Raw genomic sequence first — 24,884 nt, forward strand, 5'->3', positions numbered from 1 at the left:
CCGGCGGCGCCACCGGTGGAACCGGACCCGGTGGCCGCCGCGGCGGCTCCCGCTCCGGCGGCCCCGGCCGCGCCGCCGGCCACGATGCCCGCGGCCTTGAGCGAATACCCGGCGGCGAACCAGCCGATGACCGCGACGGGCAGCAGCGCCGGGATCCCGGCGTTCACATGGTCCAGCTCGCCCGCCGCCACCCGGCACTTGGCGCACTCGTCGAGGTGCTTGCGCAGACCGCGTTCGGCCCGGGTCCGCAGCCCGCCCCGGGCGTGGGCGCCGAGCCGGTCGGCGTACTGCGCGCAGTCCCCGCCGGTGGTGAGCGCCTGGCTGACATGGGCCTGGAGATACGCCTGCTTGAGCCCTTCGCGGGCGCGGCTGGCCAGGACGGCGGTGGCGTTGGCGGTGAGGCCGAACAGCGGGGCGATCTCGCTCGGCGACTCCTCCTCCACCGTGGTGTGCCACAGGACCGCCTGCCAGCGCTCCGGGAGGCTCCGGAACGCCTGCATCGCCATCGTCTGCTCGGCCTCGTGCATCGCCAGGACGTCGGCGCCGAGTTCGAGGGTGTCGTCGTCGGAGACCTCCGAGGAGCGGGAGGCCTGTGCGGCGAACACCGCGAAGTCGTCGACCAGATGCTCACGCTTGGCGCTCTTGGTCCAGGCGGCGGCGACATGGCGGACGGCGGTCATCAGATAGGCCCGGACCGCTTCCGTCGGCCCCTTTCCGCCCCGTACGGCCTGGAGCGTGCGCGCGAACACCTCGGCCGTCAGGTCGTCGGCGGTGTGCCCGTCCCGGCAGCAGCTGCGGGCGTAGCGGAGCACGGCGCCCGAGTGCCGCCGGAACAGCTCCTCGTAGGCCTGGTCGTCGCCCGCCCGCATGTCCTCGATCAGCCGGGCGTCGGAAAGACCGGCCTCGGGGGCCCCGCTGCGCCCCGCGCGCTGCTGCGGAACCGCGGGTGCGCCGGATCCGCCGGAGGCGTCCCCCTCGGCGACGGCGGGCCACGGGCCGGGCAGGACGGTACCGCCCTCGGACTCCCCGTCCGACGCGCCGCGTATGGCCTGGCTCGGCACCTGCCCGGCGGACGGCCCGTCCGCCTTCGTGTCCCTGTCGGCCGCAGCGATCTCGCCGAGCGGCTCTTCCTGCTGCTCGTTACCGCTCATCGCGGAAGCCCCCGTATACACCCTCGGACCCGAATATCGGCCAAGACTGCCACATGGCTCAATCGCGTTGGCATCTCAGTCCTGCCAACCACTCATCCGGGGCGTTTTCTCGAATACGAGTACTAGAGAACCTTCTTTCGGGGAAGGAGACCCCGTCGATTCGTCTCCCGACACCCGTTCACCGCCCGTCCGCCCGTCCGCCCGTCCGGGACAGCCGTCGAGAAGGACGGCCGGCCGCGGACGGACACAGACGGACGGCTGCCTCACGCCGGCCGCGACCTCAGCCCCTCCAGCAGGATGTCCAGCAACCGGGCCGAAGCCGCGGCCTGCTGAGCGGCGTCCGGCAGTGAAGGAGCCGCCGTCGCGATGACCAGCAGCACATCGGCCACCGTCACATCCCGGCGCAGCTCACCGGAGTCCCGGGCCCGGTCCACCAGCTGCCCCACGACCTCCAGCAGCTCGACCGCGCCCGAGTCCTCACCGAGGCCGTCGAGCCCGTCGCCGCCCCCGGAGCGCTGGCCGACGACGCGGAAGTCGTCCTGGCCCACTCCCTGCCGCTGCTGCGGAACCCGCGTCTCGTCCACCGCGCCCGGAGCCGAAGCCGCCCCGGAAGCCGCCGGTGCACCCGACTCCTCCCCGTCGGCCCCGACCCGCAGCACCTGCGGCGGCAGCAGCCTGCCCGCACCCGACGCCACAGACGTACGCAGGAAGCGGGAGAGCGCCGACCAGGGCTTCTCCTCCTGCCCCAGCGCCGTGCGCGCCTGCTCGGTCAGCCGGGAGGTCTCCTCCTCGGCTATCCGTCGTACCAGCACGTCCTTGCTCGGGAACCGTCGGTAGACGGTGCCCACGCCGACGCGGGCGCGACGTGCCACGTCCTCCATCGGAGCGCCGTAACCCAGCTCCCCGAACACCTCGCGAGCCGCCCGCAGCACGTGCTCCAGATTGCGCTGCGCGTCGACGCGCAGCGGAGCCGAGCGCGGTGCGCCCGCGGCCCCTGTCGTCGCCGTTCCCGCCGTCGTCGCCCCGTTCGGGGCCTGTCCGGCACCGGCCGAATTCATCGCCGCCGCACTCACCGCGGCCGCCGATCGAACGGCGTCCGCCGAGCTCATGACGCCGAGCGCACCCACGGAGCCGAGGCGTCCATGGTCCTCGGACGCGCGAGAGAGCGCAGCCTGGCCATGCGTATCCTGAATATGCATAACTTCCCCCGGTTATGACGTCTCCCCCCGGAGACTTCCCGCCGTTTCAGCCGGGGAGCGGAGCACAACGAAATCCGCACCCGACACCCCGACGGGTTACGAACATAGTTGAGCCCGCGTCAATTCAGAAGGGGGTAGTTCCGCATGGGACGCCCCCCGATCGGACCAAGATCCGATCGTTGGCGGAACATCGCCCTCCCACTCACCTCGTGCGTAGCGCCTGACCTGCGCGGCTGTCGTTTTCCGCCACCCACGGGCCCCGAGTGCCGTTGAGGATCCGCCAGTCACACAATTTGCCGGGCCTGTGGACAAACCACTGACTCCGTTGCGTCATGGGGTGGTGATGGCTCCAGATTCCCGGGGGACGACCCCCGGCACCCGGCCAGGTGTGCGCATTCTCGTCGTCGGCGGCGGCTACGTCGGGATGTACACAGCGCTGCGTCTCCAACGGAAGTTGAAGCAGAGACTGAAGAGCGGCGACGCCGAGATCGTGGTCGTCACGCCCGAGCCGTACATGACCTACCAGCCCTTCCTCCCCGAAGCGGCCGCCGGCTCGATCTCGCCGCGCCATGTGGTCGTGCCGCTGCGCCGCGTCCTGAACGACTGCACGATCGTCATCGGCGAGGCGCAGCGCGTCGACCACACCGAACGGACCGCGACCGTCACCACCCTCGCCACCGGCGAGGACGGCACCGGAGCCATGGAGATCGCGTACGACGAGATCGTCATCGCCCCCGGGTCCGTGTCGCGCACCCTGCCCGTTCCCGGCCTCGCCGAGTTCGGCATCGGTTTCAAGACCGTCGAGGAGGCCATCGGGCTGCGCAATCACGTCATCGAACAGATGGACATCGCCTCCGCCACCCGCGACCCCGCGATCCGCGACGCCGCTCTCACCTTCGTCTTCGTCGGCGGCGGCTACGCGGGCGTGGAAGCGCTGGCCGAACTGGAGGACATGGCCCGCTACACGGCGCGGTACTACCACAACATCAAGCCGACGGACCTGAAATGGATCCTGGTCGAGGCCTCCGGGCGCATCCTCCCCGAGGTCGGCGAGGCCATGGGCACGTACGCCATCGGCGAGCTGCGCGGCCGGAACATCGACGTACGCCTCGACACCCGCCTCGACACCTGCGAGGACCGCGTCGCCGTCCTCAGCGACGGCTCCCGCTTCCCCACCCGCACCCTCGTATGGACCGCGGGCGTCAAACCCGCCCCGCTGCTGGCCGCCACCGACCTGCCCCTCACCGAACGCGGCCGGCTCCGCTGTACCGCCACCCTCGGCGTCGAGGGGGTGCCGCACGCCTGGGCCGCCGGCGACGCCGCCGCCGTACCCGATCTGACCGCCTCCGAACCGGGCCGCGAGACCGCGCCCAACGCCCAGCACGCGGTGCGCCAGGCGAAGGTCCTCGCCGACAACGTCCTCGCCTCGGTCGACGGCCGGCCGCTCAAGGAGTACCGCCACGCGTACGCCGGATCGGTCGCCTCCCTGGGCCTGCACAAAGGCGTCGCCCACGTCTACGGTCGCAAGCTCAAGGGCTACCCCGCCTGGCTGATGCACCGTACGTACCACCTCAGCCGGGTGCCCACGTTCAACCGGAAGGCGCGCGTCCTTGCCGAATGGACCCTGTCCGGACTCTTCAAACGCGAGATCGTCTCCCTCGGTTCGCTGGAGCACCCCCGCGCCGAGTTCGAACTCGCGGCGGGCGGCGGCTCCGGCACCCCGGGAGTCCCCGGACCGGGCCGCCCGAAGAGCTCCGGAGAACCGCCGGACGACCGCCGAACGGACAGCTGAACGGGCAGCTGAAGGACAGCTGACGGACAGCCGGCGGGCGGCAGGGCGGCGACTGTCAGTACGGTCGGTCACACTGGACGTGTGACCATAGGTGGGCCCACGCCTGCACAGAGTGACCCGGTCAGCAGTGACCGACAGTGACCTGCAGCGACGCACCAACAGCACGACGAGGCCCGGCTGCGCCTTCCCGGGGTATGGCCCCCGGTGCCCCCGAACACGGCAGAAGAAGCAGCCCGCCCGAGCGGACCAGACCGACACACGAGGCCAGAAATACCGTGAACTTCACGCGTTGGAGCGCCCGCCTTCCCGGAACGCAGCGCCGAGCCGCCGCGCGGGACGACCGCAGTGCCGTGCCGGCGGCCCGAGCCGAGTACGCCCGGCCGGAGGGCTCGCCCGCCCTGCCGGACGACGCCTCCCCGGCTCCTTCCGGCCCCGCCCCGACGGAGGCCCTCCCCGGGCCCGCCCTCGACGACCTCTCCGCCCGCGAGATCCTCGGCCGGCTCCCCGCCCCCGTCGCCCTGCTGCACGGCGCGGACCACCGCGTCGCGTACGTCAACGACGCGTACGAGGCCGCGTTCGGCCCCCGCCCGTCCGGCGTCCCCGCGGCCGAGGCCATGCCCGAGCTCGCCCAGCTCAGCGTGCTTCCCCTGCTCGACCAGGTCCTGCGCAGCGGCACCGCCCGCACGGTCAAGTCCCGCAGGACCGCCGAGGGCGGCTCGTACACCGTGACCTGCACCCCGGTCGCCTCCTGGGACAGCACGGAGGACAAGGACGACAAGGAAAGCAAGGAAGGCAAGGGAGATAAGGGAGACGGCAGGAGAGAAGGCGGCGTCCTCGTGTACGCCGCCGACGTCACCGACCACGCCGAAGCCGCCGAACGCCTGCGCACCAGCGAGCGCCGCCACCGCGAAACGGCCGTCACCCTCCAGCGCTCCCTGCTCCCGCAGGAGCTGGAACAGCCCGACGACCTCCGCATCGCCGCCACCTACCAGCCCGGCGGAACCGACGCCGCGGTGGGCGGCGACTGGTACGACGTCATCACCCTCGGCGCGGGCCGCACCGCCCTCGTCATCGGCGATGTGATGGGCCGCGGGGTCCGGGCCGCCGCCGTGATGGGCCAGCTCCGCACCGCCGTCCGCGCCTACGCCCGGCTCGACCTCCCGCCGCACGAGGTGATCCAGCTGCTGGACGTCCTCGCCGCCGAGATCGACGCCAGCCAGATCGCGACCTGTGTCTACGCCGTCCACGATCCGAACGAGGGGCAGCTCGTCTACGCCTCCGCCGGACACCTCCCGATCCTCGTCTGCGACGAGGACGGCACGGTCCACCGAGCCGCCGACCCCACCGGCCCACCGCTCGGCACCGGCGGCTGGGTCCACACCTCGGGCACCATCGCACTGCCGCCCGGCTCCACCGCGGTCCTCTATACGGACGGCCTGGTCGAACGGCGCAGCGAGGACATCGACGAGGGCGTCGCCTCCCTGGCCCGCGCCCTCTCGGGCGCCAAGGGATCACCGCAGGTGGTGTGCGACCGGCTGATCCGCTCCCTCGGCGTGACCGCCGAGCATGACGACGACGTGGCGGTCCTGGTGGTCCAGCACCCCGCCCGTACGGGGACGAACGCGGAGCTGTTCCACAACGCCGCGCTCGATCTCCTCGGCGGCATCGAGGCCGCCCCGCGCGCCCGCGCCTTCGCCACCGGCGTCCTGACCTCCTGGCGCTTTCCGGTCGAGCTCCGCGACCTGGGCGTCCTCGCCACCAGCGAACTGGTCGCGAACTCCCTCCAGCACGGCACCCCGCCGATGCGCCTGGGACTCCGTCGTACGGACCGTCGGCTGATCATCGAGGTGACCGACGGCGACGACCACCTGCCGCGCCGCCGCCAGGCCGAACCGGCGGACGAGGCGGGACGCGGCATCTCGATCATCGCCTCGATCGCCACCTCATGGGGCAGCCGGCGCACACCGGGCGGCGGCAAGGCGGTCTGGTGCGAGTTCGCCCTGCCGCAGTGAGCAGGGCGAACGTTCAGCGGATCCGGTCAGTGCCCCGCGGAGACCGGGGCGGCGGGTGCGGCCGGTGAGGCCGGGGCGACCGTTGCGGACGGGGGCGCGGGAGCGGCCTCCGCGACGTCTCCGCCCTCGGGCAGTGACACCGCCACCACCCGCGAGGGGACGTTGGCCGGCGAAGGCTGGTCCTGTACGGGGGTGAGCCGCCGGCCCAGCCGCAGCGCGAGCACCGTGATGCCCAGCGAGAACAACACGAACGTCACGATGTACGGGCCGTGCAGCGACGCCCCCATCGGCCCGCCGACGGCCGGACCGACCGCGAGCGCGAGCTGCTTGCACAGGGCGAACGCCGAGTTGTACTGCCCGACCATCGACTCCGGCGCCAGATCGGCGACCAGCGGGGCGACGGTCGGCGACAGCATCGCCTCCCCCAGCCCGAACAGCGCGTACGTCGAGATGAACGCGGCCGTCGCCATGGTCTGGCTGCCGTGCCCGAGCCCGGCGTAGCCCGCCACGATCCAGGCGAAGGCCCAGATCAGGCCGACCGCGGCGATGACCCGGCTGCGCCGCCGCCGCTCCACGAGCCGCAGCACGACGAACTGCGCCACGACGATGACCGCGGTGTTGGCGGCCAGCGCGAAGCCGAGGGTGGAGGGCTCGATCCCGGCGGCCTCCGTGCCGTACGCAGCGAGCCCGGACTCGAACTGCCCGTAGCAGGCGAAGAACAGCACGAACCCCAGCACGCACAGCTGCACCATGGCCCGGTGCGACAGCAGCGCCCGCAGCCCGCCGCCCTTCGCGGCGGACCCGTCCGCCGGCCTGGCGCCGCCGAGCGAAGCGTTACGCGGCATGCGCACGGTGGTCACGACGACACCGAGCACCACGAACATCGCGGCCTCGATCAGGAAGAGCATCGTGAAGCTCGCCGGACGGTCCACGTCCACCAGCTGCCCGCCGACGAGCCCGCCGAGGCCGAGCCCCAGGTTCTGCAGGAAGAACTGCATGGCGAAGGCGCGCGTACGGGTCGCGGTGCTGGAGCACCACACGAGCATCGTGGCGAGGGCCGGCTGCATGACGGCGGTGCCCGCACCCAGGACCGCGGCGGCCAGCACGGCGGCCGGAACACTGCTCGCGAACCCCAGGGCGACCGCGCCCACGGAGGCCAGAACGGAGGCCACCACCAGCACTGGCAACGGGCCCCGCCGGTCGATGGCCCGCCCGGTGAACGGCAGAACGACCAGCGCCGCCATCGCGAAGGCCGCCAGAACGACTCCCGCCGTACCGGCGCCCAGATCCCGCACCTGCGCCACGTAGACGTACAGATACGGAACGGTGAACCCGAGCCCGAACGCGCTCAGCGCGCTGCCCAGCTGGATCCGCCGCAGCGCTGCGCCCATCTCCCTGGTCACACTCACCTACCTCAAGGTTTCGAAGAAATCAGACTCGAAGACTTTAGCACTAAACTTAGAAGGTGAAAACTACAGGCTGAAGGACTTCAAGGGTGGTGGGGGCGTGCCATACTGCCCGCCATGTCTGAGAGCACCGAGGAGCCCGGCCCCAGCGAGCCGAGCCTCGACGAACAGATCGCCGCCTATCAGCGCGAGTTCCGCGACCTCGACCCACAGGTCGAGCAGGTCGTCTCCGCACTGGGTCGCCTGAACCGCCGGATGAACGTCGCGTACGGGAGGCAGGTCGCAGCCCTCGGCATCAGCAACGCCGAGTGGGAGGTCCTCAAGACCCTGGTCCTGGCGGGCGCCCCCTACCGCCTGGGCCCCGGCGAACTGGCGAAGCGCCTCGGTCTCACCCCGGCCGCCATGACCCATCGCATCGACCGGATGGCCGGCGAGGGCCTGGTCACCCGGGACCGCGACGAGAACAACCGGGTCCGCGTCATCGTCGAGCTGACGGACGAGGGCCGTACGAAGTGGCTCGAAGCGATGCGCATGGCGAGCGACTTCGAGGAGGACCTCCTCCAGGACCTGTCCGGCGACGAACGCGGCGTCCTCGGCGAGCTGCTGGTCCGCCTCCTGCGCCGGGTGGAACACGCCCAGCCGGACGCCGGCGGCCGCCTCACCGACCTGGACTGACGGCCAGGCCGGAGACGCCACGAAGGCCCCACGGAAGCCACCGCGGAGGTCACCGGGGGAGGGTTGACACGCCCCTGGAGGATCCGTAAAGTTCTCCGAGTTGTCACGGAGCCGGAACGGTTCCGCGGCAGCCGATCCCGCCGCGAACGCGGCAACCAAACTTCAGCACGATCTCCCACTCGGGATGATTTCGGCATGCCGGAATTCATGACGAAGGCTCGATTATGAGCCGCCGGGAGAATCCGCTAGAGTTTGAGCGTCGGAACGGCCCAACAGCCGGGAAGACAAGCCCCGCTGACTGGGAATCAGGCCCGAAAGGATCTGATAGAGTCGGACTCGCCGGAAAGGGAAAACGCGAAAGCGAAGAACCTGGAAAGCGAAAAGAGCAGGACCGCTTGACCCGCTTCGACCGGGAATCGGACACGAAAGAGTCTGATAGAGTCGGAAACGCAAGAACGAAGGGAAGCGCCCGGAGGGCCCCGGTGAAACGGGACCGAAGGAAGCGTCCGTTCCTTGAGAACTCAACAGCGTGCCAAAAGTCAACGCCAGATATGTTGATACCCCGGCCTGCTTCGGCAGGTTGGTGGTTCCTTTGAAAGTCCTACCGGGTTCACTTCGGTGACCGGGTAGGCATTTACACAGCGAGGACGCTGTGAACAACGGGTCTTATTCCGACCGGTTGTTCCGCTCTCGTGATGTGTGCACCCGATTACGGGTAAACATTCACGGAGAGTTTGATCCTGGCTCAGGACGAACGCTGGCGGCGTGCTTAACACATGCAAGTCGAACGATGAAACCGCTTCGGTGGTGGATTAGTGGCGAACGGGTGAGTAACACGTGGGCAATCTGCCCTTCACTCTGGGACAAGCCCTGGAAACGGGGTCTAATACCGGATAACACTCTGTCCCGCATGGGACGGGGTTAAAAGCTCCGGCGGTGAAGGATGAGCCCGCGGCCTATCAGCTTGTTGGTGGGGTAATGGCCTACCAAGGCGACGACGGGTAGCCGGCCTGAGAGGGCGACCGGCCACACTGGGACTGAGACACGGCCCAGACTCCTACGGGAGGCAGCAGTGGGGAATATTGCACAATGGGCGAAAGCCTGATGCAGCGACGCCGCGTGAGGGATGACGGCCTTCGGGTTGTAAACCTCTTTCAGCAGGGAAGAAGCGAGAGTGACGGTACCTGCAGAAGAAGCGCCGGCTAACTACGTGCCAGCAGCCGCGGTAATACGTAGGGCGCAAGCGTTGTCCGGAATTATTGGGCGTAAAGAGCTCGTAGGCGGCTTGTCACGTCGGATGTGAAAGCCCGGGGCTTAACCCCGGGTCTGCATTCGATACGGGCTAGCTAGAGTGTGGTAGGGGAGATCGGAATTCCTGGTGTAGCGGTGAAATGCGCAGATATCAGGAGGAACACCGGTGGCGAAGGCGGATCTCTGGGCCATTACTGACGCTGAGGAGCGAAAGCGTGGGGAGCGAACAGGATTAGATACCCTGGTAGTCCACGCCGTAAACGTTGGGAACTAGGTGTTGGCGACATTCCACGTCGTCGGTGCCGCAGCTAACGCATTAAGTTCCCCGCCTGGGGAGTACGGCCGCAAGGCTAAAACTCAAAGGAATTGACGGGGGCCCGCACAAGCAGCGGAGCATGTGGCTTAATTCGACGCAACGCGAAGAACCTTACCAAGGCTTGACATATACCGGAAAGCATCAGAGATGGTGCCCCCCTTGTGGTCGGTATACAGGTGGTGCATGGCTGTCGTCAGCTCGTGTCGTGAGATGTTGGGTTAAGTCCCGCAACGAGCGCAACCCTTGTTCTGTGTTGCCAGCATGCCCTTCGGGGTGATGGGGACTCACAGGAGACTGCCGGGGTCAACTCGGAGGAAGGTGGGGACGACGTCAAGTCATCATGCCCCTTATGTCTTGGGCTGCACACGTGCTACAATGGCCGGTACAATGAGCTGCGATGCCGCGAGGCGGAGCGAATCTCAAAAAGCCGGTCTCAGTTCGGATTGGGGTCTGCAACTCGACCCCATGAAGTCGGAGTTGCTAGTAATCGCAGATCAGCATTGCTGCGGTGAATACGTTCCCGGGCCTTGTACACACCGCCCGTCACGTCACGAAAGTCGGTAACACCCGAAGCCGGTGGCCCAACCCCTTGTGGGAGGGAGCTGTCGAAGGTGGGACTGGCGATTGGGACGAAGTCGTAACAAGGTAGCCGTACCGGAAGGTGCGGCTGGATCACCTCCTTTCTAAGGAGCATCTAGATTCCGTAAGGAATCCAGAGCCACTACGTCGGCAAATGTTCGACGGTGGTCAGCTCATGGGTGGAACGTTGACTATTCGGCACAGTCGGTTGGTTTCTGTCAGTACTGCTCTTCGGAGCGTGGAAAACGGGAACGGATGGGTTGTGTCGGGCACGTTGTTGGGTGTCTGAGGGTGCGGCCGTCATGGTTGTTCCTTCTGATCCGGCCCCAGTGAACTCGCCTGTTATGGGTGGGGTGATGGGTGGCTGGTCGTTGTTTGAGAACTGCACAGTGGACGCGAGCATCTGTGGCCAAGTTTTTAAGGGCGCACGGTGGATGCCTTGGCACCAGGAACCGATGAAGGACGTGGGAGGCCACGATAGTCCCCGGGGAGCTGTCAACCAAGCTTTGATCCGGGGGTTTCCGAATGGGGAAACCCGGCAGTCGTCATGGGCTGTCACCCGCTGCTGAACACATAGGCAGTGTGGAGGGAACGAGGGGAAGTGAAACATCTCAGTACCCTCAGGAAGAGAAAACAACCGTGATTCCGGGAGTAGTGGCGAGCGAAACTGGATGAGGCCAAACCGTATGCGTGTGATACCCGGCAGGGGTTGCGCATGCGGGGTTGTGGGATCTCTCTTTCATAGTCTGCCGGCTGTGAGACGAGTCAGAAACCGTTGATGTAGGCGAAGGACATGCGAAAGGTCCGGCGTAGAGGGTAAGACCCCCGTAGCTGAAACATCAACGGCTTGCTTGAGAACCACCCAAGTAGCACGGGGCCCGAGAAATCCCGTGTGAATCTGGCGGGACCACCCGCTAAGCCTAAATATTCCCTGGTGACCGATAGCGGATAGTACCGTGAGGGAATGGTGAAAAGTACCGCGGGAGCGGAGTGAAATAGTACCTGAAACCGTGTGCCTACAAGCCGTGGGAGCGTCGCTGTATGTGCTTGCACATGCAGTCGTGACTGCGTGCCTTTTGAAGAATGAGCCTGCGAGTTAGCGGTGTGTAGCGAGGTTAACCCGTGTGGGGAAGCCGTAGCGAAAGCGAGTCCGAATAGGGCGTTTGAGTTGCACGCTCTAGACCCGAAGCGGAGTGATCTAGCCATGGGCAGGTTGAAGCGGAGGTAAGACTTCGTGGAGGACCGAACCCACCAGGGTTGAAAACCTGGGGGATGACCTGTGGTTAGGGGTGAAAGGCCAATCAAACTCCGTGATAGCTGGTTCTCCCCGAAATGCATTTAGGTGCAGCGTCGTGTGTTTCTTGCCGGAGGTAGAGCACTGGATAGGCGATGGGCCCTACCGGGTTACTGACCTTAGCCAAACTCCGAATGCCGGTAAGTGAGAGCGCGGCAGTGAGACTGTGGGGGATAAGCTCCATGGTCGAGAGGGAAACAGCCCAGAGCATCGACTAAGGCCCCTAAGCGTACGCTAAGTGGGAAAGGATGTGGAGTCGCAGAGACAACCAGGAGGTTGGCTTAGAAGCAGCCACCCTTGAAAGAGTGCGTAATAGCTCACTGGTCAAGTGATTCCGCGCCGACAATGTAGCGGGGCTCAAGCGTACCGCCGAAGTCGTGTCATTCCAGCATGTACCCCCAACGGGGGCTGGGATGGGTAGGGGAGCGTCGTGTGCCGGGTGAAGCAGCCGCGGAAGCGAGTTGTGGACGGTTCACGAGTGAGAATGCAGGCATGAGTAGCGATACACACGTGAGAAACGTGTGCGCCGATTGACTAAGGGTTCCTGGGTCAAGCTGATCTGCCCAGGGTAAGTCGGGACCTAAGGCGAGGCCGACAGGCGTAGTCGATGGACAACCGGTTGATATTCCGGTACCCGCTTTGAAACGCCCAGTACTGAATCAGGCGATGCTAAGTCCGTGAAGCCGGCCCGATCTCTTCGGAGTTGAGGGTAGTGGTGGAGCCGATGAACCAGACTTGTAGTAGGTAAGCGATGGGGTGACGCAGGAAGGTAGTCCAGCCCGGGCGGTGGTTGTCCCGGGGTAAGGGTGTAGCCCGTGTGGTAGGTAAATCCGTCACGCGTTAAGGGTGAGACCTGATGCCGAGCCGATTGTGGTGAAGTGGATGATCCTATGCTGTCGAGAAAAGCCTCTAGCGAGTTTCATGGCGGCCCGTACCCTAAACCGACTCAGGTGGTCAGGTAGAGAATACCGAGGCGTTCGGGTGAACTATGGTTAAGGAACTCGGCAAAATGCCCCCGTAACTTCGGGAGAAGGGGGGCCATCACTGGTGATAGCACTTGCTGCTTGAGCTGGGGGTGGCCGCAGAGACCAGCGAGAAGCGACTGTTTACTAAAAACACAGGTCCGTGCGAAGCCGTAAGGCGATGTATACGGACTGACGCCTGCCCGGTGCTGGAACGTTAAGGGGACCGGTTAGCTGACTTTCGGGTTGGCGAGGCTGAGAACTTAAGCGCCAGTAAACGGCGGTGGTAACTATAACCATCCTAAGGTAGCGAAATTCCTTGTCGGGTAAGTTCCGACCTGCACGAATGGCGTAACGACTTCTCGACTGTCTCAACCATAGGCCCGGTGAAATTGCACTACGAGTAAAGATGCTCGTTTCGCGCAGCAGGACGGAAAGACCCCGGGACCTTTACTATAGTTTGATATTGGTGTTCGGTTCGGCTTGTGTAGGATAGGTGGGAGACTTTGAAGCGGCCACGCCAGTGGTTGTGGAGTCGTCGTTGAAATACCACTCTGGTCGTGCTGGATGTCTAACCTGGGTCCGTGATCCGGATCAGGGACAGTGTCTGATGGGTAGTTTAACTGGGGCGGTTGCCTCCTAAAGAGTAACGGAGGCGCCCAAAGGTTCCCTCAGCCTGGTTGGCAATCAGGTGTTGAGTGTAAGTGCACAAGGGAGCTTGACTGTGAGACCGACGGGTCGAGCAGGGACGAAAGTCGGGACTAGTGATCCGGCAGTGGCTTGTGGAAGCGCTGTCGCTCAACGGATAAAAGGTACCCCGGGGATAACAGGCTGATCTTCCCCAAGAGTCCATATCGACGGGATGGTTTGGCACCTCGATGTCGGCTCGTCGCATCCTGGGGCTGGAGTCGGTCCCAAGGGTTGGGCTGTTCGCCCATTAAAGCGGTACGCGAGCTGGGTTTAGAACGTCGTGAGACAGTTCGGTCCCTATCCGCTGTGCGCGTAGGAATATTGAGAAGGGCTGTCCCTAGTACGAGAGGACCGGGACGGACGAACCTCTGGTGTGCCAGTTGTCCTGCCAAGGGCATGGCTGGTTGGCTACGTTCGGAAAGGATAACCGCTGAAAGCATCTAAGCGGGAAGCCTGCTTCGAGATGAGTATTCCCACCAACTTGATTGGTTAAGGCTCCCAGTAGACGACTGGGTTGATAGGCCAGATGTGGAAGCCCTGTAAGGGGTGGAGCTGACTGGTACTAATAGGCCGAGGGCTTGTCCTCAGTTGCTCGCGTCCACTGTGTTAGTTCTGAAATAACGAACGGCCGTGTAAAAATCCGGTGTTGGTTAATTTCATAGTGTTTCGGTGGTCATTGCGTTAGGGAAACGCCCGGTTACATTCCGAACCCGGAAGCTAAGCCTTTCAGCGCCGATGGTACTGCAGGGGGGACCCTGTGGGAGAGTAGGACGCCGCCGAACAATTTTTCCGGGAAAGCCCCGCACCGATAAGGTGCGGGGCTTTTCTGCGTTCCGGACTTATGACCTTTGCCGAGCTCCTTCGCTGCACCCCCGTGCACCGGACGGGGGAAGCTGAGGGTAGGGTCAGGGGGCATCATTGGCACGTTCTTCACAGGAGGCCCCCGGGTGGAGGTCCAGGAGACTCGGGTCCAGACGGACCGGGTCCTCACCATCCCCAACATCCTCAGCATGGCTCGCCTTGTCGGGGTACCGCTCTTCCTGTGGCTGATTCTTCGCCCCGTGTTCGGCGGGCCCAACAGCGACAGCTGGGCGCTGCTGGTGCTGATGTTCAGCGGCATCAGCGACTACCTGGACGGGAAGCTCGCCCGCAAGTGGAACCAGATCAGCAGCCTCGGCCGGCTCCTGGACCCGGCGGCGGACCGCCTCTACATCCTTTCCACCCTGGTCGGCCTCACCTGGCGTGAGATCCTGCCCCTCTGGGTCACCGCGGCGCTTCTCGCCCGGGAACTGATGCTCCTCGTGATGGTGGCCGTCCTGCGACGCCACGGCTATCCGCCCCCGCAGGTCAACTTCCTCGGGAAAGCTGCAACGTTCAACCTGATGTACGCGTTCCCCTTGTTGCTGCTCAGCGACGGGAGTGGTTGGCTGGCCACACTGGCCGCCGTTTTCGGATGGGCGTTCGCAGGATGGGGTACAACGCTCTACTGGTGGGCAGGGATCCTCTACGTGGTTCAGGTCCGCCGGCTCGTGAAGGCGGACGCAGTAGCCGATTGAGCTCGTTGATGCGGTGCCGCGCAGTGTCGCCGGCCCGCGGCAGAAGTTTTTCATGATGCCCCGACGGGCGAATTCGGCTGACCGTCGTCTCTTCTAGGAGGACGTTTCCGACATGAAGGCCGTCGTGATGGCTGGCGGCGAAGGCACACGTCTTCGCCCCATGACCTCGAGCATGCCCAAGCCGCTCCTGCCCGTGGCCAACAGGCCGATCATGGAGCACGTCCTGCGGCTGCTCAAGCGGCATGGGCTCAGCGAAACAGTAGTGACCGTCCAGTTCCTCGCCTCCCTCGTCAAGAACTATTTCGGGGACGGCGAGGAGCTCGGAATGGAGCTCACCTATGCCAACGAGGAGAAGCCACTCGGCACCGCGGGCAGCGTGAAGAACGCCGAGGAGGCGTTGAAGGACGACACGTTTCTCGTCATTTCCGGTGACGCGCTCACCGACTTCGACCTCACCGACCTCATCGCGTTCCACAAGGAAAAGGGCGGACTCGTCACGGTCTGCCTGACCCGGGTGCCCAATCCGCTGGAATTCGGCATCACCATCGTGGACGAAAACGGTCAGGTCGAACGGTTCCTGGAGAAGCCGACCTGGGGGCAGGTCTTCTCGGACACCGTGAACACGGGTATCTACGTCATGGAGCCCGAGGTCTTCGACTACGTCCAGGCCGACACCTCGGTCGACTGGTCCGGTGATGTCTTCCCTCAGCTGATGAAAGAGGGCAAGCCCATCTACGGCTATATCGCCGAGGGCTACTGGGAGGACGTCGGCACACACGAGAGCTATGTGAAGGCCCAGGCGGACGTCCTGGAGCGCAAGGTCGACGTGGAGCTCGACGGCTTCGAGATCTCGCCCGGCGTATGGGTCGCCGAAGGCGCGGAGGTCCACCCCGACGCCGTGCTGCGCGGACCGCTGTACATCGGCGACTACGCCAAGGTCGAGGCGGACGTCGAGATCCGGGAGCACACGGTCGTCGGGTCGAACGTCGTCGTCAAGACCGGCGCGTTTCTTCACAAGGCCGTGGTGCACGACAACGTCTACATCGGCCAGCACAGCAACCTCCGAGGCTGTGTGGTCGGCAAGAACACCGACATCATGCGTGCGGCCCGGATCGAGGACGGCGCCGTCATCGGAGACGAATGCCTGGTCGGCGAGGAGTCGATCATCCAGGGCAATGTGCGGGTGTATCCGTTCAAGACCATCGAGGCCGGCGCGTTCGTCAACACCTCGGTCATCTGGGAATCCCGCGGACAGGCGCACCTCTTCGGAGCGCGCGGGGTCTCCGGGATCCTGAACGTCGAGATCACCCCCGAACTGGCCGTACGGCTGGCCGGCGCCTACGCCACGACCCTCAAGAAGGGCTCGACGGTCACGACCGCCCGTGACCACTCCCGAGGCGCCCGCGCCCTCAAGAGGGCCGTCATCTCGGCCCTGCAGGCCAGCGCCATCGACGTCCGGGACCTCGAGAACGTACCGTTGCCCGTGGCACGCCAGCAGACCGCCCGGGGCAGCGCCGGCGGCATCATGATCCGTACGTCGCCCGGGGTGCCCGACTCCGTGGACATCATGTTCATCGACGAGCGGGGCGCGGACCTCTCGCAGGCGCAGCAACGCAAGCTCGACCGGGTCTACGCACGGCAGGAGTACCGCAGGGCGTTCCCCGGCGAGATCGGGGACCTGCACTTCCCGTCCAGCGTGTTCGACTCGTACACCGGATCTCTCCTGCGGAACGTCGACGTCGACGGCATCGCCGAATCCGGGCTCAAGGTCGTCGTCGACGCCTCCAACGGCAGCGCCGGGCTCGTTCTGCCCAGCCTGCTCGGCAGGCTGGGCGTGGACGCGCTGACGATCAACCCCGGGCTCGACGAGTCGCGGCCCACCGAGTCCGCAGAAACCCGGCGGGCCGGTCTGGTGCGGCTCGGGGAGATCGTGTCCTCCGCGCGGGCCGCCTTCGGGGTGCGGTTCGACCCGGTCGGCGAGCGGCTCTCCCTCGTTGACGAACTGGGCCGAATCATCGAGGACGACCGGGCCCTGCTGGTCCTCCTCGATCTCGTCGCCGCCGAGCGGCGCAGCGGTCGGGTCGCCCTGCCGGTGACGACCACGCGCGTCGCCGAGCAGGTGGCGGCCTATCACGGCACCCAGGTGGAGTGGACGACCACCTCGCCCGACGACCTGACCCGGGTGGGCCGTGAAGAGGACACCATCTTCGGAGGAGACGGGCGCGGCGGGTTCATCGTTCCCGAATTCAGCAGTGTCTTCGACGGGAGCGCCGCTTTCGTCCGGCTGATCGGTCTCGTCGCGCGCACCCAGCTCACTCTGAGCCAGATCGACGCCCGCATTCCCCGGGCGCATGTCCTGCGCCGCGACCTGGCCACGCCCTGGGCCGTCAAGGGGCTCGTCATGCGGCGGGTCGTCGAAGCGGCCGGTGACCGCAGCGTGGACACCACGGACGGGGTCCGGGTGGTCGAGGCCGACGGGCGGTGGATCATGGTCCTGCCCGACCGGGCGGAGGCCGTCACCCATCTGTGGGCGGAAGGTCCGGACGACGCCTCGGCCCAGGCACTGCTCGACGAGTGGGCCGCGGTGGTGGACAGCGCGGGCGACTGACGCCCGGACCCGCACGGTACGGTGCGCCGCGACGCCCCGGACAGGGGGTTGTGGCGCACCGGTGGGGCCATTCGGCGGCAGCCGTGATGACGTGCGACGATGTGCGGCATGTCGCAGCAGTCCCCCGATCGGAGCACCGCCTCGCCGCCCGCAAGCCCCGACGCCTCCATGTCGCTGCTGAACAACGTGATGGACCACAGCCTCGACGACGGTTACGCGGAGGCCTCGGCCCGGCGCAAGGCCGACGGGAGCGCCGGGCTGCCCCGTACGCTCAAGTCGAAGCTCGGCCTGGCCGCCGGACTGGTGGTGGCCGCCCTCGTGGTCACCCTCGGCGCCGCCGAGGCGCGGATCTCGGCGCCGGTCGTCGCCAAGGAGCGCGAAGAGCTGATCGACCGGATCAACGCGGAGACGCAGGCCGCGGACACGCTGGAGTCGAGTGTCGACGCGCTCCGCTCCGACGTGAGTGAACGTCAACGCAAGGCCCTGGAGCAGCACGGCGGGGACCAGGGGGAGCTGGTGGCCCTGCTGGCCGGAGCGACTCCGGTAGAGGGACCCGGGGTGAAGCTGGTCGTCGACGACGCGAAGAACACCGACCAGGGCGGCGGCGGGCCGCGCGAGTCGTCGGGCTTCGCCGACACCGGGCGGGTCCGCGACCGGGACATGCAGCGGGTCGTCAACGGCCTCTGGGAATCCGGGGCCGAGGCCATCGCCATCAATGGGCAAAGGCTGACGGCACTGTCGGCCATCCGGGCCGCCGGCGACGCCATACTGGTCGACAACAGGCCGCTCGTACCGCCGTACACGGTGCTCGCGGTGGGGGACGGGAAGAAGCTCGCGACCGCCTTCCAGGACAGCGCCGACGGCCAGTACCTGCAGGCGCTCAAGGAGAGCTTCGACATCCGCACCAGCATCTCCGATCAGGCGAAGGTGCAGCTTCCGGCCGCGCCGAGCCTGATCGTCCGTACAGCAGAGCCGAAGGCCGCCGGCAGTGGTGCGGCAGACACAGGGAAGGGCACATCGTGATCGCCGTACTGGGCCTCGTCGTGGGAGTCGTGGTCGGACTGTTGGTCCGGCCCGAGGTACCGGCGGTGGTCGAGCCCTACCTGCCGATCGCGGTGGTCGCCGCGCTCGACGCCGTGTTCGGCGGTCTGCGGGCCATGCTCGACGGAATCTTCGTCGACAAGGTCTTCGTGGTCTCCTTCCTCTCCAATGTGGTGGTGGCCGCGCTGATCGTCTTCCTCGGCGACAAACTGGGTGTCGGCGCTCAGCTCTCCACGGGTGTGGTGGTCGTGCTCGGCATCCGGATCTTCTCCAACGCCGCCGCGATCCGCCGGCACGTCTTCCGGGCTTGAGGCCGATGAACAACGACGAGAACCCCCGCAGCGAACAGCCCGAGGGCGGCGCGTCCGCCGCCCCTGACGCTTCCGTGCCGCCGTCCGCGGCCGAGGAGGTGTCCGGTCGCCAACGGCTCAAGGCGGGGCTCTGGCCGCCCCGGCTGAGCCGGGCGCAACTCATCGTCGCCGTGCTGCTGTTCGGGCTCGGTCTGGGGCTCGCCATCCAGGTGCGGTCCACCAGCGACGACGGTGCGCTGCGAGGCGCCCGGCAGGAGGACCTGGTCCGCATCCTCGACGAGGTCGACGACCGGACCCAGCGGCTGGAGGACGAGAAGCAGCGGCTGGACGATCAGCGCGCCGAGCTGGAGAACAGCTCCGACCAGGCCGAGGAGGCCCGGAAGCAGACGCTGGAGAAGGAACGGCAGCTCGGCATCCTCGCGGGCACCGTGGCGGCCAAGGGCCCCGGCATCACGTTGACGATCACCGACCCCTCGGGGGCGGTCGCGCCCGACATGCTGCTCGACGCCATCCAGGAACTGCGGGCGGCGGGCGCCGAGGCGATCGAGGTCAATGGGGTGCGGGTGGTGGCCAACACCTACTTCTCCGGTGACGCCGGGGACGTACGGGTCGACGGAAAGAAGATCGAAGCACCGTACGAGTTCACGGTGATCGGCAAGCCGCAGGATCTGGAGCCCGCCCTCAACATCCCCGGCGGTGTGGTCCAGACACTGGAGAAGGAGCAGGCCACCGTGCTCGTGGAGCGGTCCGACGACATCGTCGTCGATGCCTTGCGACCGGCGCAGCGGCCTGACTACGCTCGGTCGTCGTCCCCGTGATCCGGGCGAGCGTGAGGGCCGGTGGACCGGGTCGGACGGTTGCGGGGGGTCGGCGCACCGGATTGGTGGTGCGTGGTGGAAACTGTCGGGTGGATACGGACGTTGTGAAGATGTCCGGGTCGGCAGGTGTGTTCATTCAGGGTTCGTCCTGCCCCACGGGCGGGTCTATGTCGGTCAAGGGGAATCGCCCGTGAAGTTGTTTGCGAAGTTGTTCGGGAAGAGTGCACGCGAGGACAGCAACAGTGCTGCCCGCCACCGCGCGCCGCGCCACGGTCAGGGCGAGGAGCCGGAGGCGGAGCGTCCGCTCTTCCGCGACGAGGTGTCCGGCGCCCCTGGTGGTGACGGCGTGTCGTCTGTTGACCCTGCCGGTGCCGGACGCATAGGTTTCGGCGAACCATCAGCCTCGAGTGCGGGTGGAGGGTTCACCCCGGAGGGCTCGTCGATGCCGGTCTGTACGAGGTGCGGTCACCGCAACGCGGAGGCCAGCAGGTTCTGTTCCAACTGCGGCGCGCCGCTGCGGGGCGGCGTTCCCGAGCGCCCCTCGGAGACGACGTCCACGATCTCCATCTCCGGTCTCGAGGCGTACGAGGCGGAGGCCACGGGCCAGACGGCTCTGCCCTCGCTCTCCCCGGAGGCCCAGGCCGCGGTCGACGCGCTGCCCGGAGGCTCGGCACTGCTGGTCGTGCGGCGCGGCCCGAATTCCGGCAGCCGCTTCCTGCTCGACAGCGACCTGACCACGGCCGGCCGTCACCCGCAGAGCGACATCTTTCTCGATGACGTGACCGTGTCGCGGCGTCATGTGGAGTTCCGCAGGAGCCCGGACGGTAGCTTCACCGTGGGCGATGTCGGCAGCCTCAACGGCACCTACGTCAACCGTGAGCGCATCGATTCGGTCCAGCTGTCCAACGGCGACGAAGTCCAGATCGGAAAGTACCGCCTGGTCTTCTATGCGAGCCCGCGGGGCGTGTGACCAGCCCCGGACTCCGTCCGGGGGGACCCCCAGGAAGGCCCATGCTGCGAACACCGACAGGCGGTGCCGGCCACGGCACCGCCACCGCGGAAGCGCGCCCGATGAGCATCGGCACGGTGCTCATCCAGCTGCGCGACGAGTTTCCCGAAGTCACCATCTCCAAGATCCGGTTCCTGGAAGCCGAGGGGCTCATCGAGCCGCAGCGCACTCCTTCCGGATACCGGAAGTTCGCTCCGCGTGATGTGGAGCGTCTGGCGCAGGTGCTCCGCATGCAGCGGGACCACTACCTGCCGCTGAAGGTCATCCGGGAGCACCTGGACGCACTGGCCCGGGGCGAGCGGCCCGTCCTGCCCACGCCCGGCGACCGGCGGGACCTCGCCGACGGGGTGTGGGAGGGCGGTCCCGGCGCGGCGACCGCCGCCCGGATCGGGCGGGCCGAGCTGCTCGCCGCTGCCGAGGTGGACGAGGACCGGCTGGCCGAATGGGAGTCCTACGGGCTCATCGTCCCGGCTCCCGAGGGCGGCTACGACGCCGAGATGGTGACCGTCGCCAAGCTGGTGGCGGATCTGGGGCGTTTCGGTCTGGAACCGCGGCATCTTCGCGCCATGCGGGCCTCCGCCGACCGGGAGGCGGGGCTGGTGGAGCAGCTGGTCGCGCCCCTGCGCCGGCACCGTAATCCGCAGACCAGAGCCCATGCCGAGGCCACCGCGAACGAGCTCGCCGAGCTGTCCGTACGGCTGCACGCGGCACTCGTCCAGAGCGCTCTGCGCAGCCGTCTGCACTGAGCTCGGCGGAGCCCGACTACCCAAACATGGCGAGCACGTCCTAGGGTTGCTGTGTGAACGAGCTCGACGTTGTCGGTGTCCGGGTGGAAATGCCCTCCAACCAACCGATCGTTCTCCTGCGTGAAGTGGGAGGCGACCGGTACCTCCCCATTTGGATCGGTCCTGGGGAGGCGACCGCGATCGCCTTCGCCCAGCAGGGCATGGCGCCCGCCAGGCCGCTGACCCATGACCTGTTCAAGGATGTGCTCGAGGCCGTGGGCCAGGAGCTCACCGAGGTCCGGATCACGGACCTCCGCGAAGGGGTCTTCTACGCGGAGCTCGTCTTCGCCAGCGGAGTCGAGGTGAGCGCCCGGCCCTCCGACGCCATAGCGCTCGCCCTGCGGACCGGCACGCCGATCTACGGCAGTGACGGCGTGCTGGACGATGCGGGCATCGCGATCCCCGACGAGCAGGAGGACGAGGTGGAGAAGTTCCGCGAATTCCTCGACCAGATCTCTCCGGAGGACTTCGGTACGAACAGTCAGTGACCGTCCCGCAGGGGTGCCGTCAGCGCATCCGACAAGCCTTTCCCGGAAACGAGACACGGGAAACCACCCTCAGGGTGATTATCACTCGGCGTGCCGAGTGTGGCGATCGTTGACGCACCCCGAGTGACTGCCTACCTTCGAGTGGGCAGGTCAAGGACGGAGGTCGGCGTGAGAAGCAGCGGCGACGGTACGGCGGCGGGTGGGCCGTATCCGCAGCACGGCAGTGGAGCCGACCACGCCATCAGGCAGCCGGTTCAACCGGCGGCGGTGGCAGCGGGCGGCGTGGCAGCGGCGAGCGATGCCGACGACATCGGCTATCGCGGACCTACGGCGTGCGCGGCGGCGGGGATCACCTACCGCCAGCTGGACTACTGGGCGCGTACGGGACTGGTGGAGCCCAGTGTGCGCCCGGCCTACGGGTCGGGCACCCAGCGTCTCTACAGTTTCCGGGACGTGGTCCTCCTCAAGATCGTCAAGCGGTTCCTGGACACCGGGGTCGCTCTGCAGAACATCCGCACCACGGTCCAGCACCTACGGGCCCGTGGTTTCCAGGACCTCGAACGCATGACGCTGATGAGCGACGGGGCCACGGTCTACGAGTGCTCCTCGCCCGACGAGGTCGTCAGCCTGCTCCAGGGCGGGCAGGGGGTCTTCGGGATCGCCGTCGGCGTCGTCTGGCGGGACGTGGATGCGGCACTCTCGCAGCTGCACGGCGAGCGGGTCGACACCGGCGAGACGCTCGTCGGGCACAACCCCGCGGACGAACTGGCGCGGCGACGTAACCGCGCCGGCTGAGCAGCGCACGACGAACGGACGACGAACAGCACGGCAACGGGACGGTCCGGCGCTCCTTCGAGCGCCGGACCGTCCCATTGTCAGTGCCGTAGGGCAGCATCGACGGTGTGAGACCCGCGCCCACCATCCTCCACCTGGACATGGACGCCTTCTACGCGTCGGCGGAGCAGGCGGCCAAGCCGAGCCTGCGCGGCAAGGCGGTCGTGGTGGGCGGCCTCGGACCGCGCGGGGTGGTCGCCACCGCTTCGTACGAGGCCCGGCGCCTGGGCGTGCACTCGGCGATGCCCACCGCACAGGCCCGGCGGCTCGCACCGAACGCGGCCTATCTGGTGCCCCGCTTCTCGCTGTACCGCACGGTGAGCGACCAGGTGATGAAGCTTCTCGGGCGGCTGTCGCCCCTGGTGGAGCCGCTCAGCCTGGACGAGGCCTTCGTGGACCTGGAGGCCGGTGGCACGGCCGAGGACACGGCGTCGGCCCGGGCGGCGGGGGAGGGGCTGCGGGCGGCCATCCGGGCGGTGACCGGCCTCAGCGGATCGGTCGGCCTGGCCGGTTCCAAGATGCTCGCCAAGATCGCCTCCGAGGAGGCCAAGCCCGACGGGCTGCTCGTCATCGAGCCGGGCACCGAACGCGAACTGCTCGCCCCCATGTCCGTCCGCATCCTGCCGGGGGTCGGCCCGGCCACCGGTGACCATCTCAGACGCGCGGGCATGACCACCGTCCACGACCTGGCCGAGGCGGGCGAGGCGGAGCTCGTACGGCTGGTCGGCAAGGCCCACGGCCACGGGCTGTACCGGATGGCGCTGGGGCTCGACGACCGGCCGGTGGTCGCGGAGCGGGACGCCAAGTCCGTATCGGTGGAGGACACCTTCGACGTGGACCTGCACGACCGGGTGCGGGTGCGCGCCGAGGTGGAGCGGCTGGCCGTACGGTGCGTGGAACGGCTCCGCGCCGCCGACCGCTCGGGCCGCACGGTGGTGCTGAAGGTCCGCCGCTACGACTTCTCCACGCTGACCCGCTCCGAGACCCTCAGAGGCCCCACGGACGACCCCACGGTGGTCCGTGAGGCGGCGGGGCGGCTGCTGGAGTCCGTCGACACCACGGGAGGCGTGCGGCTGCTCGGGGTCGGCGTCACGGGGCTTGCCGACTACACGCAGGAGGACCTGTTCGCCCAGGCCGCCGACGCCCGGGAGCTCGCGCAGCGGGCCCAGGAGGACCGGGCTCCGGTAGTGGCGGGCGGCGCCGAGGAGGCCGTGCCCGAGCCCGAGCCGGACAGCGGGGAGCTGCTCGCCGCGCGACGCTGGCCCGCCGGACACGATGTGCGCCACGAGGAGCACGGGCACGGCTGGGTGCAGGGGAGCGGCATCGGCCGGGTCACCGTCCGGTTCGAGGAACCGTGGAGCGCACCCGGCCGGGTCCTCACGTTCCGCATCGACGATCCGCTGCTGCGGCCCGCCGACCCGCTGCCGCTCGTCCGCGAGCCGGCCGACTACTCCTCCTGGCCGGCCAGCCTGCCGAAGTCCCGGTCGGACGCCGGATCCGCCGCAGCCTCCGGGGGTGGGGAGTCCAGCCCGTAATGCCGGTAGAGCTGCAGTTCCTGCTCGGGCGAGAGGTGCCGGCCGACGCCGAAGTCCGGCGCGTCCTTGATCAAGGCGCGGTCGAACGGGACGCGCAGCGCGTCATCGGTGAATTCGCTCGGTTCCAGGGGGACGAAGGCGTCCCTGCTGAACAGGCCGGTGCGGACGGCCGCCCACTCGGGCACGCCCGTCGCGTCGTCGAGATAGACCTCATCCACCGTTCCGATCTTGGCGCCCTTGCGATCGAATGCCTTGCGGCCGATCAGGCGGCGCGGATCGATATCGGTCTGCACGGTGCCTCCCACTGGTCGCAACTGCTCAGGGTGGTCCCTGTTGCTCCACCAGCACCACACAAGTGCAGATCCGTGGTGTCGGCCACTCGAGAGCTCCGGCGCGGTGGCCGCTGGTAGGCTGGCAGTGGCTGCTGACCCCGTGCGGGAGAGTCCTCCGGTGCAGAATCCGGAGGCGCCGAAGGAGCAACTCCTCCCCGGAATCTCTCAGGCCCCCGTACCGCACGGTTGAGGTCACTCTGGAAAGCAGGGCGGTTCCGTGCGGGCGCAGGCCCGGACGGA

The 24,884-nt window shown here is 67.4% G+C and carries 17 protein-coding genes, 3 rRNA genes and 1 riboswitch; of the genes, 16 read left to right on the forward strand and 4 right to left on the reverse strand.

Annotated features, from left to right (window positions below):
• Together G3I54_RS25665 and G3I54_RS25670 are read right to left on the reverse strand one after the other, a co-directional pair.
• Positions 1-1,151 (reverse strand): sigma-70 family RNA polymerase sigma factor (locus G3I54_RS25665; RefSeq protein ID WP_164617518.1); only part of this gene is annotated, 1,151 nt, incomplete at its 3' end.
• 263 nt (positions 1,152-1,414) lie between these two features.
• Positions 1,415-2,350, reverse strand: coding sequence for a helix-turn-helix domain-containing protein (locus G3I54_RS25670; protein WP_164617520.1), 936 nt, complete (start codon positions 2,348-2,350; stop codon positions 1,415-1,417).
• A 343-nt stretch (positions 2,351-2,693) separates the two neighbouring features.
• Between G3I54_RS25670 and G3I54_RS25675 the strand changes: the two genes are divergently transcribed.
• Both G3I54_RS25675 and G3I54_RS25680 read left to right on the forward strand, forming a co-directional pair.
• A complete protein-coding gene (locus G3I54_RS25675; RefSeq protein WP_164617522.1) occupies positions 2,694-4,142 on the forward strand; it encodes an NAD(P)/FAD-dependent oxidoreductase in 1,449 nt (482 codons plus the stop codon).
• A 275-nt stretch (positions 4,143-4,417) separates the two neighbouring features.
• Complete coding sequence (locus G3I54_RS25680) at positions 4,418-6,154, forward strand: SpoIIE family protein phosphatase (RefSeq protein ID WP_164617524.1); 1,737 nt, start codon at positions 4,418-4,420, stop codon at positions 6,152-6,154.
• A gap of 26 nt (positions 6,155-6,180) precedes the next feature.
• Here the strand turns inward: G3I54_RS25680 and G3I54_RS25685 are convergent, their stop codons facing one another.
• Positions 6,181-7,545: an MFS transporter gene (locus G3I54_RS25685; protein WP_164617625.1), complete on the reverse strand. Its 1,365-nt coding sequence runs from the start codon at positions 7,543-7,545 to the stop codon at positions 6,181-6,183.
• Positions 7,546-7,677: 132 nt separating this feature from the next.
• On the opposite strand from G3I54_RS25685, the gene G3I54_RS25690 reads away from it, so the two are divergent.
• The 14 genes from G3I54_RS25690 to G3I54_RS25755 all read left to right on the forward strand — a co-directional run bounded on the left by G3I54_RS25690 (position 7,678) and on the right by G3I54_RS25755 (position 24,312).
• A complete protein-coding gene (locus G3I54_RS25690) occupies positions 7,678-8,235 on the forward strand; it encodes a MarR family transcriptional regulator (RefSeq protein WP_007456156.1) in 558 nt (185 codons plus the stop codon).
• A gap of 722 nt (positions 8,236-8,957) precedes the next feature.
• Positions 8,958-10,485 (forward strand): 16S ribosomal RNA (locus G3I54_RS25695).
• 303 nt (positions 10,486-10,788) lie between these two features.
• Positions 10,789-13,913: ribosomal RNA gene (locus G3I54_RS25700) — 23S ribosomal RNA — on the forward strand.
• A 79-nt stretch (positions 13,914-13,992) separates the two neighbouring features.
• Positions 13,993-14,109: ribosomal RNA gene (gene rrf / locus G3I54_RS25705) — 5S ribosomal RNA — on the forward strand.
• The 16S, 23S and 5S rRNA genes sit together here, the layout of an rRNA operon.
• Positions 14,110-14,274: 165 nt before the next feature.
• Entirely contained in the window at positions 14,275-14,883 is a 609-nt protein-coding gene (locus G3I54_RS25710; protein WP_164617526.1) for a CDP-alcohol phosphatidyltransferase family protein, read from the forward strand.
• 112 nt (positions 14,884-14,995) lie between these two features.
• Complete coding sequence (locus G3I54_RS25715; protein ID WP_164617528.1) at positions 14,996-17,491, forward strand: mannose-1-phosphate guanyltransferase; 2,496 nt, start codon at positions 14,996-14,998, stop codon at positions 17,489-17,491.
• 108 nt (positions 17,492-17,599) lie between these two features.
• Complete coding sequence (locus G3I54_RS25720; protein ID WP_203687172.1) at positions 17,600-18,514, forward strand: DUF881 domain-containing protein; 915 nt, start codon at positions 17,600-17,602, stop codon at positions 18,512-18,514.
• Positions 18,511-18,843, forward strand: coding sequence for a small basic family protein (locus tag G3I54_RS25725; protein ID WP_003970459.1), 333 nt, complete (start codon positions 18,511-18,513; stop codon positions 18,841-18,843). Before G3I54_RS25720 ends, G3I54_RS25725 begins: the two co-directional genes overlap by 4 nt.
• A gap of 5 nt (positions 18,844-18,848) precedes the next feature.
• The gene (locus G3I54_RS25730; protein WP_164617530.1) at positions 18,849-19,661 is read left to right on the forward strand and encodes a DUF881 domain-containing protein; all 813 of its coding nucleotides are present in this window, start codon (positions 18,849-18,851) and stop codon (positions 19,659-19,661) included.
• Between the two features lie 190 nt (positions 19,662-19,851).
• Complete coding sequence (locus G3I54_RS25735; protein WP_164617532.1) at positions 19,852-20,631, forward strand: FHA domain-containing protein; 780 nt, start codon at positions 19,852-19,854, stop codon at positions 20,629-20,631.
• 41 nt (positions 20,632-20,672) lie between these two features.
• Positions 20,673-21,416 (forward strand): MerR family transcriptional regulator, encoded by a 744-nt coding sequence (locus G3I54_RS25740; RefSeq protein ID WP_164617534.1) that lies wholly within the window; start codon positions 20,673-20,675, stop codon positions 21,414-21,416.
• Positions 21,417-21,469: 53 nt separating this feature from the next.
• Positions 21,470-21,943 (forward strand): bifunctional nuclease family protein, encoded by a 474-nt coding sequence (locus G3I54_RS25745; protein WP_006123076.1) that lies wholly within the window; start codon positions 21,470-21,472, stop codon positions 21,941-21,943.
• Between the two features lie 168 nt (positions 21,944-22,111).
• A complete protein-coding gene (locus G3I54_RS25750; protein ID WP_164617536.1) occupies positions 22,112-22,738 on the forward strand; it encodes a MerR family transcriptional regulator in 627 nt (208 codons plus the stop codon).
• A gap of 107 nt (positions 22,739-22,845) precedes the next feature.
• Positions 22,846-24,312 (forward strand): DNA polymerase IV, encoded by a 1,467-nt coding sequence (locus G3I54_RS25755; protein ID WP_164617538.1) that lies wholly within the window; start codon positions 22,846-22,848, stop codon positions 24,310-24,312.
• Here the strand turns inward: G3I54_RS25755 and G3I54_RS25760 are convergent.
• Positions 24,225-24,605 (reverse strand): PRC-barrel domain-containing protein, encoded by a 381-nt coding sequence (locus G3I54_RS25760; RefSeq protein WP_164617540.1) that lies wholly within the window; start codon positions 24,603-24,605, stop codon positions 24,225-24,227. The two genes, G3I54_RS25755 and G3I54_RS25760, sit on opposite strands and share 88 nt — an antisense overlap.
• Positions 24,606-24,737: 132 nt before the next feature.
• Positions 24,738-24,835, forward strand: a riboswitch (glycine riboswitch).
• The last annotated feature ends 49 nt before the right edge of the window (positions 24,836-24,884 follow it).

Origin of the sequence: Streptomyces sp. SID14515 (assembly GCF_010548505.1) — a bacterium.
Classification (GTDB): Bacteria; Actinomycetota; Actinomycetes; order Streptomycetales; family Streptomycetaceae; genus Streptomyces; species Streptomyces caviscabies.